Origin of the sequence: Marinomonas ostreistagni (assembly GCF_016461785.1) — a bacterium.
Classification (GTDB): Bacteria; Pseudomonadota; Gammaproteobacteria; order Pseudomonadales; family Marinomonadaceae; genus Marinomonas; species Marinomonas ostreistagni_A.
In genome coordinates this window covers 23,072-39,812 of sequence record NZ_JAEMUH010000024.1, presented here as the reverse complement: position 1 = coordinate 39,812, position 16,741 = coordinate 23,072, and the positions used below count along the sequence as shown (strand labels likewise).

The following is a 16,741-nucleotide window of genomic DNA, read 5'->3' as shown; positions in this document are numbered from 1 at the left end:
GCGTTTATACAATAAACCGTGCGTGCTCGTTATTCTGTCTAGGTTACTCTTCACAATTGAAGCTAACTAAATGACTTATAAGAGAAAACCATTCAGGACAATCCTCTTGTTATAGAGACAAACGAGCATGCTCGTTTTGTCGAATAACCGCGCATATCAGGGAAGGATGGAAGGTGAGGCTTTCCGTCATCCGTGACAGCAATAGTTAAAGAGTAAGCCATTACTAAGATGTTTCCAATGGCTTATGACATGACATAGATTTGATGTGCTTGATTCGCGCGCTTTTTAATTTTATTGGATTGCATGGAAGCTCCAGCCTGCAGCAATCAGGCAAAGCTTATTGCTGCAGAGGCTGCTAGGTTGTTCCCGCGCACAGCGCAGTCCTACAAGGGTTGGGGTTGATTCTGGTTGCTGCCTAGGATGCGGGATCTCCCCCCCGATGCAATCGGGTCGTACAAAAATGAATTCCTGCCTGATAAAGCTTTCATGCGTTTGATTCGCGCTGACGGTCGAGGGGAGGAACGAGCCGAGAGATACGCAAGCGAATTGAATTGCATGGAAGCCCCTATTATCCATAAAGACTGGGGTTGATTCTGGTTGCTGCCTAGGATGCTAGGTTGTTCCCGCGCGCAGCGCAGTCCTACAGGGGCTTGGGTTGATTCTGGTTGCTGCCTAGGTTGCGGGATCTCTCCCCGATGCAATCGGGTCGTACAAGGGTCTTATTTCTACGGTGTTTCCAATAGCTTCGGACATGACAGAGATTTCATGCGTTTGATTCGCGCGCTTTTTAATTTTATTGAATTACATGACGGCTCCTTTTACCCACAAGGGCTGGGGTTAATAATGGTTGCTGCAGAGGATGCGAGGTTGATCCCGCGCGCAGCGCAGTCCTACAAGGACTGGAGTTGATTCTAGTTGCTGCCTAGGATGCGGGATCTCCCCCCCGATGCAATCGGGTCGTACAAAAATGAATTCCTGTCTGATAAAGCTTTCATGCGTTTGATTCGCGCTGACGGTCGAGGGGAGGAACGAGCCGAGAGATACGCAAGCGAATTGAATTGCATGGAAGCTATCTTGCCCACAAGGACTGGGGTTAACTCTGGTTACTGCTAAGGGTGCTAGGCTGTTCCCGCGCGCAGCGCAGTCCTACAGGGGCTTGGGTTGATTCTGATTGCTACCTAGGATGCGAGGTTGTTCCCGCGCAAAGCGCAGTCCTACAAGGGCTGGGGTCAATGCTGGTTGTCGCCTAGGATGCTAGGTTGTTCCCGCGCGCAGCGCGGTCCTACAAGGGCTGGGGTTGCAGGCATGGGAGATGGTATCGGGTGGAGCAAGTTGTTAACATCGTTGGGGTGATGAATGTTGAGACGTAATCGGTCTGAGTAGGAAACGTATGTCGAAGAAGAAGCGTAAACCTTGCCCCTATTGTTTAAAGATGCGTTGGATGGTGATTTATCTCGCTTGTATGGGGATGATCGGTTTGCTGTTTTTGCAACAGTTTATGAATAAGTAGCTGTTAGAGGATAGAGCTGTTGAAAAGCCTGCTAGTTATTCACAGTTCGCGGCACGTTCTCTGATTTTCACTCTCTGTTGAAAACTTTTTAGGCAGCTCTAATCTCGCAGAGCCTCTTAAAAGCAAAAAGCGCCGTGGCTTTCACCACAGCGCTTTTGTCACTCAACACTTTACTTATCTTTGCTATAGCAGCCCAACTGCAAGCGCTGGGAAGGCTATAATCATAGCTAAGCGTACCAAGTCGGAGATAACAAAGGGCAATACCCCTTTATACATATCGCCGATGGAAATATGTGGCGCCACGGATTTGATCACGAATACGTTCATACCCACTGGTGGGGTAATCAAGCCCAGTTCTACTGTAATCACGGCAATGATACCAAACCAAATTGGGTCGAAGCCTGCTGCTTCTACCAATGGATACACCACAGGCACGGTAAGCAATAGCATGGCAATACTGTCCATGACACAGCCAAGCAAGACAAACAGTATCAGGATGCAGAACAGCACCATGTATGGCGTCAGTTGAAGAGCATCCACCCACTCGACTAGAGTGAAGGAAATACGTGATACCGATAGGAAGTAACCAAAGATTTCTGCACCGATGATCATGAAGAAGATCATGGCAGACATCACTAATGTTTCCTGGATGGCTTCTAGGAACTTCTCGAAGTTCATGCCACGTACGGTTGCGATCAACCAAGTTGCTGCCGCACCTACAGCAGCCGCTTCCGTTGGCGTAAACCAGCCTGAGTAAATACCACCAATGATGAATAAGAATACCCCAGTAAATGGTATTAACCCTTTCAAGCCAATAAGCTTTTGTTTCAGAGTCGTCGCTTCCCCTGGTTGCGCAATATTGGGGTAAACAATAACTAAAACTGCGACCGTTACCCCGTAGAGTACCAACCCAAGCAAACCTGGGATAACGCCCGCAATAAACATATCACCGACCGATTGCTCGGTAATCAGTGCATAAAGTAGTAAGGCAATGGAAGGCGGGATCATGATCCCCAACGTACCACCTGCCGCTAAGGTACCTGTCGCTAACGTCGGCGCGTAACCATTTTTCTCCATCTCTGGTAACGCCACGCGAGACATACTCGCCGCTGTCGCCATAGATGATCCTGAGATAGCCGAGAAAATGCCACATGAGGTCACGGCCGCAAGGCCCATACCACCACGCCAACTACCGAACAATGTCCGAGCACCGGTGAACAGCTCTTGAGACATACCTGCTTTGGAAGCAAATACCCCCATCAAGATGAACATGGGAACGGGGCTAAAGCTGTAGTTTGATAAAGTTTCAAATGGCCCTGTGCCCAAGATCGAAATCGCAGGATCGAATGCGACGATTGAGCCAAAGCCGATAAAGCCCATGGCCGCCATGCTTAGGGCGATCGGGGCACGAAAGGCGATCATCACCAACATGATGGCGATACAAGTTAAGCCGATTGCGGTGGTACTCATGCTGATTGCTTCCTATTGAAAATAAGTTCAATGGCACCCATGGCAGCAGAAATACATAACATTGCTGTGGCAAAGGTTGCTACGGAATAGAAATACGTCATCGGAATGAGTAAGTCTTGCGTGGTTTCATAGCTCATCGCAGCTTCATCAATAAGATGGAAGAAGCTATAGCTCATTGCACCGCCAAGAAAAGCGAAACAAAGCAGGTAGAAGGCTTCAAATAAGTTCTTTTTGCGGTCACTAAAATGATCCGTGAACAGGTCCACAATCACCTGAGAGCGGCTCACTGAGTGCGGTAAAATGAATAGGACTGTGAACAGTAGGCAGTATTTCACCAGCTCTACGCCACCGATAAACGTCCAATCTAAGGCTCCATCCGTGAGGGAAAATAGCCCTCGCGTGATAACGTCTAGCAAGGTAGAAAGCATCATACCAATCAAGAAGACGCCACCAATCCAGTGCATTAATAGGGTAATTCTACCTAATACACGAGAAAGTGATTTCATAATTAACTCCGATCAAAGCAACAGCCTAGGATATTTCAATGATACTAGGCCATTGAAAGCAGGTGACGCCTTCGGCGTCACCTTGTCAGCATATCAGCTTACTGACATGTTGATTGGCTAAGTTCTACTGCACGAGCATAAACTTTGTGTGCTGGTAGACGTTTCTTTTCCAATTCGTTCAAGTAATCTTCCGTTGCTTGATACAGAACAGGCTTCCAACGTGGGTTTTCAGCACCGCCTTCGATCACGTTAATTTTGTGACCCATTTCAAGAGCTTGCTTACGACCTTCAGCGTCCAAACGGTCGAACGATGCGGCAGCGATTTTCGCCCAGTCCATACCGGTGTTGTCATCGATGACTTTCTTCAAATCCGCTGGAAGTTTGTTGTAGAAAGATTTGTTCATGGTTGCGATGAACGACAAGGTGTACAAACCACCTACTTCGGTATGATGCGGCGTCAGTTCGTTTAGTCGGAACGTGTATTGGCCTTCCCAAGGAAGTGACACACCATCGATAACGCCACGTTGCGTAGACTGGTAAGCGTCCGGCGCTGGCATACCAACAGGCTGCGCACCTAGACCTTCAAGGATCTTAGCCACCACGGCTGTTGGACGACGAATACGCAGCCCTTCTAAATCTTCTGGAGAGTTAATTTCTTTTTCAGTGGTGTGGATACCACCTGGCCCGTGAGTAAATAGGAACAGAGGTTTTGTCTCACGGTACTCTTTATCTAAGAAACCTTCGTCATAAATGCTTTGCAGGATACAAGAGCCTTGTGCGGCACTGTTCACAATACCAGGAAGTTCAACCACTTGAGTCAGTGGGAAACGGTTGGCAGTGTAACCTTGTACTGTTACTACCACATCCGCAATACGGTTTTTGGCAGCATCGTACAATGCCGGTGGCTTAGCCAGTGTGGAGGATGGGTACATTTCGACTTCAATGCGACCATTAGATTGCGTTTCAATCGCTTCTGCCCACTTATCAAAAATGTCTTTTTGCTGCCCAGCCACGGCTGGGAAGAAGTGCGCAAAACGCAATGTGTAATCTGCAGCCTGCACATTTGCTTGCATCAAGGCTGTTGTGGCAATCGCTGCGACGGCCGTATGCTTTATTATTGTTTTCATAATGACGCTCCAAGTTAATTGTTATTACTGTTTTTTAGTTTTCATCATGAGAGAAACAAACTTATCAATCAGTATCCAGTATTGATAATTAAATAATCCACTCTGATATTGAAAAAAAGGAATGCAGTTTTTTATTTTATGCATATCTGAAACGAAAAATGCATATTAAGCCATTGTTTTTTAATGTAATAAAAAAACAAAAAGGCCATTTCTTTTAAAGAAAGGCCCTTTTGTTCACTCTAGGAAACGATGCGTTACTTAATCTCTTCGTAAGGTAATCCAACATATTGCTGTGCAATCACTCTTCGGCCCGACTCATTTTCTGTGTAAAAGTTTAGTTCAGATTCCATAAATCGGGAGAAAGTTTGAGAGTCCGTACCATTGACCTCTACCTGCCCAAAGTCGTGCATCATGTTAGTCATCCACCATGAAAAACGTTCTCCGTGCCAGACACGACGCAAACAAACTTGCGAATACTGCGTGATGCATTCTTTATCGCCGTCTTTATATACTCGAGTTAAAATTTTATAGAGAGTTGCCACATCCGATGCAGCCAAGTTCAAGCCTTTAGCACCGGTAGGCGGAACGATGTGGGCAGCATCTCCCACCAAGAAAAGATGTCCGTACTGCATCGGTTCACAGACAAACGAACGCAATGGCGCAATACTTTTTTCAATGCTAGGGCCAGTTTCCATCGTAGCGGCTACGTCCGCTGGTAAGCGACGTTTTAATTCTTCCCAAAACGCTTCGTCACTCCAGTTTTCCACTTTGTCTGTCAAAGGCACTTGGATGTAATAACGAGAACGGGTCGGTGAACGCATGCTGGCGAGCGCGAAACCACGGTCTGTTTTACAGTAGATCAACTCATCATGTGCAGGTTTGGTATCAGACAGTAACCCTAACCAACCAAATGGATATACTCGCTCATGCTCTGTTTTAACGTCATCAGGAATGGTTTTACGAGAAACGCCGTGAAAACCATCACAGCCCGCAATGTAGTCGCAGTCTAAGCGAATACTCTCACCATTTTTGTTAAAGGTGACATACGGTGAGTCGGTCTTCACATCATGTAGCTCGACATCAGAGGCTTCGTATACTGTGGCCAAGCCTGCCGCTTCACGTGCCGCCATCAGATCACGCGTGACTTCTGTTTGTCCATATACCATTACGGTATCGCCGCCGGTAAGTTCATCCAGCGCGATGCGTACTCGCTTATCGTTAAACGCCAGCTCGACGCCAGTATGCACTTCACCTTCAGCATCCATACGCTCCGACACTCCTGCTTCACGCAGCAGATCCACCATCCCTTGTTCCAAGACACCCGCACGAATACGCCCTAACACGTATTCACCACTGACTCGCTCAACGATAATGTTGTCGATACCTTGTTTCGCCAGCAGTTGTCCTAGTAATAAACCGGATGGTCCTGCACCGATGATTGCCACTTGTGTTTTCATGATCGTATACCTGTCTTATTTTTGTTCGTTGTTGCTGATATGACATAATAATGGTCAAAGACAAGACAAAAGATCAGGAACTTTTTGGACTTAAAATTGTACTTTTAGGACAAATAATAAGTTCATAAAAATGAATACTTTACTAACATAAATACTCGAATTTATAGAAAATAGTGGTTATTTATTCAATTTTATAAGCTATATTAGTTTTTGAGATCGACATTCATTTTTCAGTAAAAATACAAAAATCGCCATGAATGATTCAATACCGCAATTTGCTTTGTACGGTGAAGGTCGTTGGTTAGATAACCCAGACTTTGTTCATATCGAAGACATTGCTGCACGCAGTAGTAGCCTTGGCTGGCACATCAAAGCCCATCAACATACGCAACTTACGCAGATCTTGTTGCTCAATAGTGGCTCAGTGCAGTTACAGATGGATTCAGAGAAGCGCTTTCTTGAGGGATGTTGGGCCATACTCATTCCCCCAGGAACGGTACACAGCTTTCGCTTTGCCCCCAACACAGATGGACGAGTGTTATCCATTGCCGATTCGTTATTGGAAAGGGAGTATCTGAATGCGGCGTTTATTCAAACACCGGATTGCATCCATTTAAATTCAGAACCTGAAGAGTTTCATCATTTATGGCAGTTGCTCACTTTACTAGAGCATGAATTCCATCAGGTAAAGCCTCTTAAAAACACCTTAATTGAGCATTTACTAAATGGCATTTTAGTGTATATCGAGCGCCATCATTCAGGGGTACGTAATACGTCACAAACACCTGAAGATCTCGCTTTACAGCGCTTAAGGTTACTCGTTAATCAGCATCTAAAAGAGCACTGGAAGCTATCCGATTATGCTTTGGCGATGAACATCTCAGAAAAAACCTTAAGCAGGTTGGTTCAAAAAGCCTATGGAAAAAGTGTTTTACAACTAACGCACGAGTATTTACTAAGAGAGGCCAAACGTAATCTGATTTATACACAGAAATCTGTAGAAGAGATTGCTTACGATTTAGGATTTAAAGACCCAGGTTACTTTTCGCGGTTTTTTAAGAGACTGGAAGAGAGAACCCCTGCGCAATTTAGAAAAAGCATTGAAGCATGAGACAACTCGATTGATGAATTAATTTCAACTATCAACTGAAAATTGATCGTTTGTTTAATCTCCTGAGGCTGTTTATTATTCAACCATCGAAAGACATTCCATCGGAGAACATTATGAACAACTCAATCGACAATTTAGACACTGAATACTACGTTGAACGCGCTTACGAACTTCGCCGTGCATACGTTGCCGCTTCCATGAAAGCATTTGTTGCTCGCATCAAATCTGCATTTAAGTCAAACAACCGCGCAACAACGCTTCAGGGCAACCCAGCTCACTAAGCACCTCTGCTGGCCTAGTCCAGTGTTCGTTACTGATCGCAAAGCAAAAACAAAAAGACGATCAGGATAACGACCCTTTCATCCCAACTAATACCCCCAAACTTCTCTCTTCTTTTTCCTTTATCTAGCCCTGTAAGCTCGTCATAAAACTGTCATCAATCATTCATATCATTACCTTAAAAGAAATTAACATGGTAGTTATGTGCTTATGCAGTCAGACAACGTAGCGTTATTGAATCAGATTTTGGTCGAGGGATTAATCACTCCTCTATTCCAGCCAATCTATGATCTGACGTCAGGCCATATTTATGGTTATGAAGCGCTGTCTCGAGGACCTCAAAATACTGAACTGTTTGCACCGGATGTATTATTTCCATTTGCACAGGAGCAGGGGCGACTTCATGAACTAGAGTTGCTATGCCGTGAGCGAGCCATTTCTCGTTTCACCGAGTTAGAACTTCCTGGCATGCTTTTCCTTAACGTTAGTGCTTCACTCTTAAGTTCTCCTGATCACCAGAAAGGTATGACACTTAATATTCTAAAAGAGCTAGGCATTAGCCAAAGGAATATCGTCATCGAGCTTTCAGAGCAACATCCTTATGATCAAAATGGCCTATCTCATCAAAGTGTTGAACACTACCGACAAATGGGCTTTCAGGTCGCTATCGATGATTTAGGCGCTGGTTACTCAGGATTGCGCTTATGGTCTGAGCTGCGGCCAAACATCGTCAAACTAGACAAGCACTTTATCGAAGGCATTGACCGTGACCAGGTCAAACGAGAGTTTGTTCGCTCTATCATTAATATTGCCCAGCGTTTACGCTGCTCTTTGATTGCCGAAGGCATCGAACAGCAACAAGAACTCGATCAGTTGCTTGAACTTGGTGTCAAATATGGACAAGGGTTCTTCTTACAGCGCCCCAACTTATCGCCAAAGACCCAAGCTCACCCTTATCTTATTACCCAAGCATCGCTACGCCGCCGTTTTCACAATCAACATGGTGAAACCGTTCAAACGCTATGTCGTCAATCTATATTTATTGAAAGTGCACGACCTTTAATAGATGTTGCGCAACTTTTTAAGCAAAACAAAGATGTTTTCGCATTACCCGTCCTAGAAAGTGGTAAACCTGTTGGCATTATCCGTCGTCACGCCTTACATGAGCTTTTCTCTACACCTTATGGACGAGCACTCTATGAAAACAAACCCGCTCTATCCATTACATCAACAGAAGTGTTAATTGTAGAAAGCACCGTTTCTTTAGCTAGTGTTTCAGCAATGCTTACGGACCAAGATGCCGATTTGCTCAATAATGAAATCTTAATCGTGAAAGGCGGTCAATATCTAGGCATTGGCCATCTAAAAGACCTTCTAAAGCGTATAACTGAGCTTAAAATTCAGAATGCGACTTACTCGAATCCACTAACACTTCTGCCAGGGAATGTACCGATTAATCATGAGATCAATCGACGCTTGCAAGCAGAACAAGACTTCTATGTTGCCTATTTTGATCTCAACAACTTCAAACCCTTTAATGATTACTATGGCTATGCAAAAGGCGATGCCATTATTCAACTGGTTGGTAGCATATTGAGAAACGTGGTTAGCGCCGAAGAGAACTTTATTGGCCATGTTGGCGGCGATGATTTTGTTGTCATCTTTAACGACGAAAATTGGTGCCAACAATGTCAAATCATCTTAGATCGATTTTCCAATGAAGTGACGACGTTTTACGATGAAGGTGAATTGAGAGAAGGTGGTATTTGGAGTAAAAACCGTGATGGTGAACATAAGTTCTTTGAAATTCTGAGTCTTGCTGTTGGCGTTGTAAACCCTAATCCGAAAGTGTGTGACAGTCACCATTTTGTCGCTGAGCTGGCGGCACAAGCGAAAAAGTCGGCTAAAGAGCGCGGCGGTAACCAAATTTATCAGCAGCCTTATCAATACTACTATGATGAGAGTAGCCACGACGATCAAGAGCGCTGCTGCAGTTAATCTCATCATTTCGACACGTAGACTTCACAAAAGCGTCACCTTAAACCTCTAGCCTGATAAGACTATTTGAAGAGGACGCTAAATATGAACACCCAATTTCGAGCAGTCTTTATATCCGATGTTCACCTTGGTACCAAATCTTGCCAAGCCGAGCACTTACTGGATTTTCTCAACAACATCCAAACTGATTCGCTCTATTTAGTGGGTGACATATTTGACCTGATTGAAATGCGTAAACGCGCTTATTTTAATCATGCCCAACAACAGGTAATACGTCGTCTCTTAGACATGGCTCAGCTCGGCACCAACGTAATTTATATCCCAGGTAATCACGATGCTTTTTTTCGGCAGTTCTGTGGACAATCCATTTCGGGAGTCGCGCTACAACGCCAAGCTATTCATACAACAGCAGATGGACGCCAGTTTCTAGTCAGTCATGGTGATGAGTTCGATCAAATGGTGAAGGTTAGCCCTATTATGCTCGCCATTGGCGATAAAGCCCATGGACTGATGTTGGCCCTCAACCGCTATATCAATCGTGCTCGTAGAATGTTTGGTTTGCCCTACTGGTCTTTCGCTGGATTTCTAAAACAACATGTCAGCAAGGCTCAAGAATTTATCACCCGTTTTGAGAATGCAGCACTTAAAACAGCTCGAAATAAGAAACTCGACGGCTATATTGGCGGCCATATACATTTTGCACGTTTTCAGAGAGAGGACGATGTACTGTATTGCAACGATGGCGATTGGGTTGAGCACTGTACCGCCTTAGTTGAGCATGAGTCGGGGATCTTGCAATTACTCCATTGGTCAGAAAACCCATGCTGGTTGGCTCAGGAGCCAGAGCATGAGACCTTAGACGCCACCAATCCAGCAGTGGCTTAAGGCTGGGATTATCGCTCTACTTCTCTGTCGATGATAGACGCATACGTCCACCCCCAAGCTTGATAAGTTCCTGCAAGCTGGGGTCATGGTGATTGTAGTGCGCCGCCTGAGCTAACAGTAACTCCGCGGTCGCCATAGCGTCAGTCAGCGCATCGTGACCTTGATAATCTGGCAACCCATAGCGCTCTCGACATGCAGGAAGACGAAAGCCACCTTCAGCAATGACTTCTTGTGCTCTGGCTCGTCTCTGCACCTCTATTTGCATCGTATCTATCCACTCAAAAGACAGAGCTGGCATAGGCTGCGTTCGCCACAGAGATTTTAGAAAGCCCAATTCCAGTGGCGAGTAATGCACGACCAGCACTTTATCCTTCATAATTTGCCGTAAATATCGTAATACACTGGCATGACGCCGGCCTTGCTCTAAAACATCTCGATCAGTGATCATGTGAATACCCACACTGACATCATCAATCTGGGCCGAGTCCAGCAATAGGTGCTGCGCTGTATCCAGCTGTATCGTACCTTGCTCTACCAGCACCCAACCTAGACTTACAACTTGGTGGGTCTTTGGATCAAGTCCTGTTGTTTCCATATCTAATACAAAGTAAGAATGTTCATACCATGGCTGGTTTTTTCGATCACGCTGAGAACGCCAACGTTCAAATGTGTTCAGGAGGCGTTTTGGCATTTATGCATACCCTCTGGCAAAACGCTGCAGGGCGGCTGTCTGCCCATCTGCTATCGTGGCAAACGTTGATTTAAGATGCTTTCTCTCTAGAGAGCTCAACTCACTAGGATCTAAGTAGGCACTTGGTTCACCGGAGTGTTGCCAATGTTGACGTTGCGCCTGTAAGCGCAATTCATTTAGCTCCTCCCATGCATCGATAAGATTGCGTGCAATATCAAGTCCCATTAACTTTTCTCTTGCGGCCTGCTCTAGGCGCTCTTTCGTACTAATACGATAGCGCTGACAACCTAGGCCATATATTCGAGCTAAGTCATTAATTAGCGCCAGCCCCTGATGTTTAAGATCCAGTTGATGTTTGTGTTCACCAGATGATTCCAGTAGGAAATTTCTGAAAAATCCTAAAGGCGGCTTTGAGACAGTGGCAGCTCGCGTTAACGTCGCTAAGAACAGTGAGGATTTCGCCACCCGTGCCTGCATCGTTTCAATCACTTCTTGTACAGGTTCTGCATCCCCGTAAACACAGCGAATATCAAAGAAAATGCTTGCGTTGAGTAAGGCTGACGGAGAACTGGCTTCAACCCAGTTAGCAAACGCCTGTTGCCAACCATCTTGGGTCATACGCCACTTAGGGTTGGACGCCATAATGTCCCCAGGACACGTGCGAATACCGCACTGGGCTAAACCTTCACAGACAAATGTTGCTAATTCCGCGAAGTACTGTGTTTCTTTCTCATTGGGAGTTCGTGAGAGCATCATGCCGTTATCTTGGTCACTACCAAGAGATTGATCTTTACGGGCCTGCGAGCCAAAGACTAGAAAGTGAAATGGAAAGGGTGCTGGACCGAACTTATCAATTCCCAGTTCCAGTAAGCGACGCGTCAAACTATCACTGATGGCCGCAATAACACTGCCAATGTCCGTTGTTTTCATATCCGTTAGTATCAGATTAACGATCAACGTATTTAGCTGGGCGCAGACCTGTTTGAGGGAAGCCACATCTGATTGACGATTGATCTGATTAATCAACAACAATGGACTCAGCTCTTGGTGACGCAACAAATCGGCCGCAGTGATCATCCCAACAGGTATACCTTCTTTACTCACTACTGGAAGGTGGTGGATATTCTTCTCACTCATCAGCGTTTGCGCATGCATAACTAGGCTGTGCTCATCAATGGTGGCAGGATTATGCGTCATGATCTCATGCAGAGGCAGTTCCGCTGATGCCCCCACCGCCAAGACCCTTGAACGTAAGTCTCGATCCGTGACAATGCCCGCAAGCTTATTCTGCTCTAGCACGAGTATTGAGCTCACCCGAGCTTCTGTCATGACGGTTGCGGCTTGTTGTACAGTATCTTGAATGTTTGCACTGATTAGGGTTCGCGCCATAATTTGGCTAATAGGAGTCGAGAGTTGTAATGCTGGAGTGGCTAAGTCCGTTGCATGAGCGCGAGATAGCTTTCTAAGACGACTACTGCGAGTATGCGCAAAGAATAATGCGAAATCTTCGTCCTCTTGTAGCAGACTTTGGAAACCATTTTTTTGAAATCGATAGATGAGGCTGTCTTCTAAAACAATAACTTGAAGGCCATCTGGATTTTGTTCTAAAACGGTCGACACGCCAAAACAATCGCCATCCGCCAGCTTGTCAACCAAACCGCCTTGAGCAGAGCGTATCTCACAGGCTCCTCTGCGTATGAGATGCAGTGTCGCGTGCTCACCGTGAAGAGAGAGCTTCTCACCTTGACGAGCATAGGTTAGCCCCACTCCAGTCAATAGTTGCTTTTGCTGTATTTGAGTTAAACTCGAAAATGGAGGTGTGCTATCAATAAACTTGAGCACTTCTGGAATGTCGATGGCAGCCATAAGCCGTATATCCCCAGTCTTATTGTTATCCCTTAAAGATACGACGACATAAGGAAACTGACTACCTCAACTCTGGAATTTAGACTAAGGTATGACGATCTAGGGCAATTAAAACGTCATAGGCGTGTGTTAATCAAACACAACCCGATCACGCCCAGTATTCTTTGCGCGATACAGAGCATTATCAGCACGCGTGATAAGGCTATCAATTGTATCTCCTTGTTGGTAATGAGATTTGCCAACACTGATAGATGTACGAATCCGTACGTCGTCTCCGCTATCGAAACGAGCATCACGAATAACACGTGTTAGCTGTTCAAGACACCTCTCCACTTCCTGCTCTTCTACTTGAGAGAAAATGACTAGAAACTCCTCTCCACCCCATCGAGCAATATGACCTAGCTCGCCCACAGTATGCTCGATCAAATTCCCCACCGAGACAAGAACGTCATCTCCTATCAAATGACCAAACTCATCATTGATTTGCTTAAAATGGTCAATATCAATCATGGCAAGGCAAAGGGACTCTGGACGCATTTCATACTCAGTTTTTAAGCGTCTTAGCATCTTTCTTCGGTTCGGCAACCCTGTCAGTGCATCCATATAGGACGCCTGCTCAAGCTCTAGATTAGCCTCGCGTAATGCCGTTTGGTAGCGATCGGAAATGCGTGTAATTTTTTCTAACTGTCTAAGGTGTTTATCAAAGCGCTCTCCCAACGTCTTCTCACGTTGAATAATCATATCCTGATACGAATCTGAAACTCGAATCATCTGCTCAATACGCGCCCATTGGCTTTGGTTATATTGCCAGAGCTCATTCAACACATCGTACAAAGGATGCTCTAGATTCTGATTATCAGATAATGCACTCAGTACACGTTGCTCCAACGCTTTGATATCAGACTTCATTCTTGACCTATAATATTGAAACTAAAGCTGCAATCTTCCTTAAACTCTTCAGCCAATTCTGCCACTCGCTCATTATCCACATCATAGCGCCAGTTTACGGTGATTTCTCGACCTACTTGATGGGCTTCTTCTAACTCATCAAAGATATCCATCATAACTTTGATGCTACTTGTATTAAGGTATAGTAATGCTAACTCTACGACTAAAGGACGTTCACTTTCTTTAAGATAGTGAGAGACCCATTTCACCAAATCAGAGTAAAACTCAAATGAGTTCTCTGGATACGAATCGCCCTCCATATAAATAACACCACGCGTACTATCCGTTTCAATAAGTGGTGTCGATTGGGTAGAGACAATTTTTATATCATTCATACATATTTACTCAAATTTGAACACTTAAGCTTAAATAGCCCAAGCCATTTTCCAGGCTTTTCAATGACGCTTGTACAGGAGCCGTTGCTTTACGGGCCATATCAATTAAACCAAGACCTGCACCGGTTACCGCATCTTCTTCACGTGGCTTACGTAACTGATCTTTATAACGTTTTTTCAGCTCAATTTTATCTAAGCCATCTAAAGACTGAACCGCTTTTAACACCGACTCCCCGTCTTCGTACCTAACTAAGTTGCCAGATGAAATGTGATAATGACTATCACGAAAACTCACGACGACGGTCCCCATATCGGCACCGACTAATTTAGACTTCACGGCATAATGACGAATATTTTGAGTTAACTCAATATATACAGCAAACACATCTAAAGCAGACGCTGGAGAGGCTTGCTCCGTCTTCAAGTAATTACGCAGAGCATTGCCGATTTCTTCTATAAGACTTCGAGAAATAGGGCCATTGAAACACAGCAAGATTTTCTCATTATCAAAGCGCTCACGTAACTCATAGAGATCAGATACCAACATACTACACCTTCTTCTCATGAAGTCCTTGTTCAAAACGAAATGACAGCAAAGTGATGTCATCACGTTGAGGCAAGTCTCCCATATAGTCATCAAGCGCCTCAGCAAATCGAGTTGTCTGTTGCGCTAAAGGATGTTTTGCGTTCTCTAACAATAATGTTTCAAAGCGCTTATTGCCAAAGCCAAATTGCTTTTCTCCACCAGCTTGATCTAAATAGCCATCCGTTGTCATGTAGAAGGTCCATCCTGATAAAGGTAAATCAAGGTTAGCATAGTCACCTTGTTTCCTATCCCCAACAGCCCTTCGACCAGAAGAGAATTTTTCTACTGTTTGACCATCACTGGCATAGAGAGCAATTTTAGCGCCGCTAAAACGAAGCGTTTCGCCTGCTTGATGAATATAGACCAAACCCACATCCGCATTGGTTGCGACCTGAGAAGCATCATTACCTTCGTGCAACATCGAGCGTACCGTTTGATCAATTGCAAGAAGCAGCTTGGCAGGATCAGCAATGCCTAATTGATTAATCGCCTGATCAATCGCGGCGCGCATTAGCATGGTCATCAAAGCGCCAGGCACTCCATGTCCCGCACAGTCGACAATGCCCAATAAACAACCTTCATCATTGGTATGAAAGACATAAAAGTCTCCTCCAACGATATCCCTTGGGCGCCACACAACACTGTGATGTTCTCCTAGGAATTCTTGCATTTGTCTATCGGGTAAAATCGCTTTCTGTATTAGACTTGCGTAATCTAAAGAATCACCAATCTTACGATTGGCGGCTTTAATTTGTTCGTTCGTCTCCTCAAGCTCCAACGTGCGCGCTTTGACACGCAACTCAAGTTCAGCAGTATGGCTGGCAACTTGCTGTGCCATCACATTAAACGTGCGACTTAAATCACCGATTTCATCATCATATTTTATCGGTAAACGAACTTCATAAGAGCCTTGTGAGATGGCTTTAGCTGATTGCTGCAGTTGTCTTAAAGGCTGCAGCACAAGCCGATCCACGGCAAAGCCAAATAGAATAAGTACAAGGGCGAGTAATATGGCAAACACTATCCCTACGGCCATAATCAAATCAGTGTTTAGAAGCCGGACTTCGTTTAAGTTTACACTCGTCGCCACCAACCAATTTAAGTCTGGCATATAGCGCAAAGCTAAAATATAAGGCTCTCCCTTGATGACGACTTTCAACGTCACAACATGTTGCTGTTGTTTGGCTTCAAGAACAGCTTGTTTAACACTATCAGGGTCTGTTACGAGGCTCAAAATAGTCGCATCCTCTTCATGACGACTAGCGATACCTCCAACTGCAACTAATTCTTGATTAGAATGGGCCTCTATTTTCAATGTATCGGCATTGATGACAAAGGGCTGAACGCCAGGTTGAGGCGATGTCGCAAACGTTTCTATGAATCTGCCTAGCTCAAACCCTGTTCCCGCAATACCCAAAAACTCTTGTTTATCTTTGATGAGAACATTAATCCAGATCTTTGTTTTGTGTAGCTGTTCGCTGAGATCAACATTTATATTGTAAGGTTGTTCCTGCTGCCTGCTTAAGAAGTACCAATCATTTGAGCTAACATTTGGATCGAGGTGGTATTGAGGCTCACCATCAACAGGTAGCTGGTTGTCGTAATAGTAGTAGTTGAGGCTTTTGTCAGATGCAAAGAATATTGCACCATCCTCAAAAGCAGATTTAAATGCTCGAACATCTTCAAGTGCGGAGTCTTCGAGAGTTTTATTGTTAGGCTGTAAAAACCAGTTCCGCAAAGAGCCCAACTCTGCGAAGCGACGAGCAAGCGCCAGCTCTCGAGACATCGGAGCAAGAATTTTTTGATAATTTAATTCGGTATAGTTCTCAGCAAAGGCTTTTGCAGAATATTGACGCCCTTCTGCTACGACATACCAACCAAGTGTCAGAGCTATCAAGCTGGCCAGAACCCCAGCAAACACCAACACAAGCAGTGATTTCCACCTTAATCCCCATCGCGCCAAACGTCATGT

The 16,741-nt window shown here is 45.0% G+C and carries 14 protein-coding genes; 4 read left to right on the top strand and 10 right to left on the bottom strand.

All coding sequences use genetic code 11. The features are described 5' to 3' along the window. Window positions 1-1,693: 1,693 nt before the first annotated feature. From JHD44_RS18315 to pobA, 4 genes are all read right to left on the bottom strand, one after another. Complete coding sequence (locus tag JHD44_RS18315) at window positions 1,694-2,980, bottom strand: TRAP transporter large permease (RefSeq protein ID WP_199464169.1); 1,287 nt, start codon at window positions 2,978-2,980, stop codon at window positions 1,694-1,696. Continuing rightward, a complete protein-coding gene (locus JHD44_RS18310; protein WP_199464168.1) occupies window positions 2,977-3,486 on the bottom strand; it encodes a TRAP transporter small permease in 510 nt (169 codons plus the stop codon). Before JHD44_RS18310 ends, JHD44_RS18315 begins: the two co-directional genes overlap by 4 nt. Window positions 3,487-3,584: 98 nt before the next feature. After that, entirely contained in the window at window positions 3,585-4,613 is a 1,029-nt protein-coding gene (locus tag JHD44_RS18305; RefSeq protein ID WP_199464167.1) for a TRAP transporter substrate-binding protein, read from the bottom strand. Window positions 4,614-4,867: 254 nt separating this feature from the next. Beyond that, the gene (gene pobA / locus JHD44_RS18300) at window positions 4,868-6,070 is read right to left on the bottom strand and encodes a 4-hydroxybenzoate 3-monooxygenase (RefSeq protein WP_199464166.1); all 1,203 of its coding nucleotides are present in this window, start codon (window positions 6,068-6,070) and stop codon (window positions 4,868-4,870) included. 253 nt (window positions 6,071-6,323) lie between these two features. Between pobA and JHD44_RS18295 the strand changes: the two genes are divergently transcribed. From JHD44_RS18295 to JHD44_RS18280, 4 genes are all read left to right on the top strand, one after another. After that, window positions 6,324-7,181, top strand: a complete 858-nt coding sequence (locus JHD44_RS18295) for a helix-turn-helix domain-containing protein (protein WP_199464165.1) — start codon at window positions 6,324-6,326, stop codon at window positions 7,179-7,181. Window positions 7,182-7,294: 113 nt separating this feature from the next. Beyond that, on the top strand, window positions 7,295-7,462 hold the full coding sequence (locus JHD44_RS18290; protein ID WP_199464164.1) for an RSP_7527 family protein: 168 nt from the start codon (window positions 7,295-7,297) through the stop codon (window positions 7,460-7,462). A 208-nt stretch (window positions 7,463-7,670) separates the two neighbouring features. Next, the gene (locus JHD44_RS18285) at window positions 7,671-9,458 is read left to right on the top strand and encodes a bifunctional diguanylate cyclase/phosphodiesterase (protein WP_199464163.1); all 1,788 of its coding nucleotides are present in this window, start codon (window positions 7,671-7,673) and stop codon (window positions 9,456-9,458) included. Between the two features lie 84 nt (window positions 9,459-9,542). Then, on the top strand, window positions 9,543-10,343 hold the full coding sequence (locus JHD44_RS18280; protein ID WP_199464162.1) for a UDP-2,3-diacylglucosamine diphosphatase: 801 nt from the start codon (window positions 9,543-9,545) through the stop codon (window positions 10,341-10,343). A 16-nt stretch (window positions 10,344-10,359) separates the two neighbouring features. On the opposite strand, the gene JHD44_RS18275 is transcribed toward JHD44_RS18280, so the two are convergent. The 6 genes from JHD44_RS18275 to siaA all read right to left on the bottom strand — a co-directional run bounded on the left by JHD44_RS18275 (window position 10,360) and on the right by siaA (window position 16,732). Further along, window positions 10,360-11,034: a 3'-5' exonuclease gene (locus JHD44_RS18275; protein WP_199464161.1), complete on the bottom strand. Its 675-nt coding sequence runs from the start codon at window positions 11,032-11,034 to the stop codon at window positions 10,360-10,362. Next, complete coding sequence (locus JHD44_RS18270; protein ID WP_199464160.1) at window positions 11,035-12,900, bottom strand: DUF294 nucleotidyltransferase-like domain-containing protein; 1,866 nt, start codon at window positions 12,898-12,900, stop codon at window positions 11,035-11,037. 129 nt (window positions 12,901-13,029) lie between these two features. Continuing rightward, a complete protein-coding gene (locus JHD44_RS18265; RefSeq protein ID WP_199464159.1) occupies window positions 13,030-13,809 on the bottom strand; it encodes a diguanylate cyclase in 780 nt (259 codons plus the stop codon). After that, window positions 13,806-14,183, bottom strand: a complete 378-nt coding sequence (gene siaC, locus JHD44_RS18260; RefSeq protein ID WP_199464158.1) for a biofilm regulation phosphoprotein SiaC — start codon at window positions 14,181-14,183, stop codon at window positions 13,806-13,808. The genes JHD44_RS18265 and siaC overlap by 4 nt, the downstream gene beginning before the upstream one ends. A 10-nt stretch (window positions 14,184-14,193) precedes the next feature. Further along, window positions 14,194-14,730: a biofilm regulation protein kinase SiaB gene (siaB, locus tag JHD44_RS18255; RefSeq protein WP_199464157.1), complete on the bottom strand. Its 537-nt coding sequence runs from the start codon at window positions 14,728-14,730 to the stop codon at window positions 14,194-14,196. Window position 14,731: 1 nt separating this feature from the next. Then, window positions 14,732-16,732: a biofilm regulation protein phosphatase SiaA gene (gene siaA, locus JHD44_RS18250; protein WP_199464156.1), complete on the bottom strand. Its 2,001-nt coding sequence runs from the start codon at window positions 16,730-16,732 to the stop codon at window positions 14,732-14,734. Window positions 16,733-16,741: the final 9 nt, after the last annotated feature.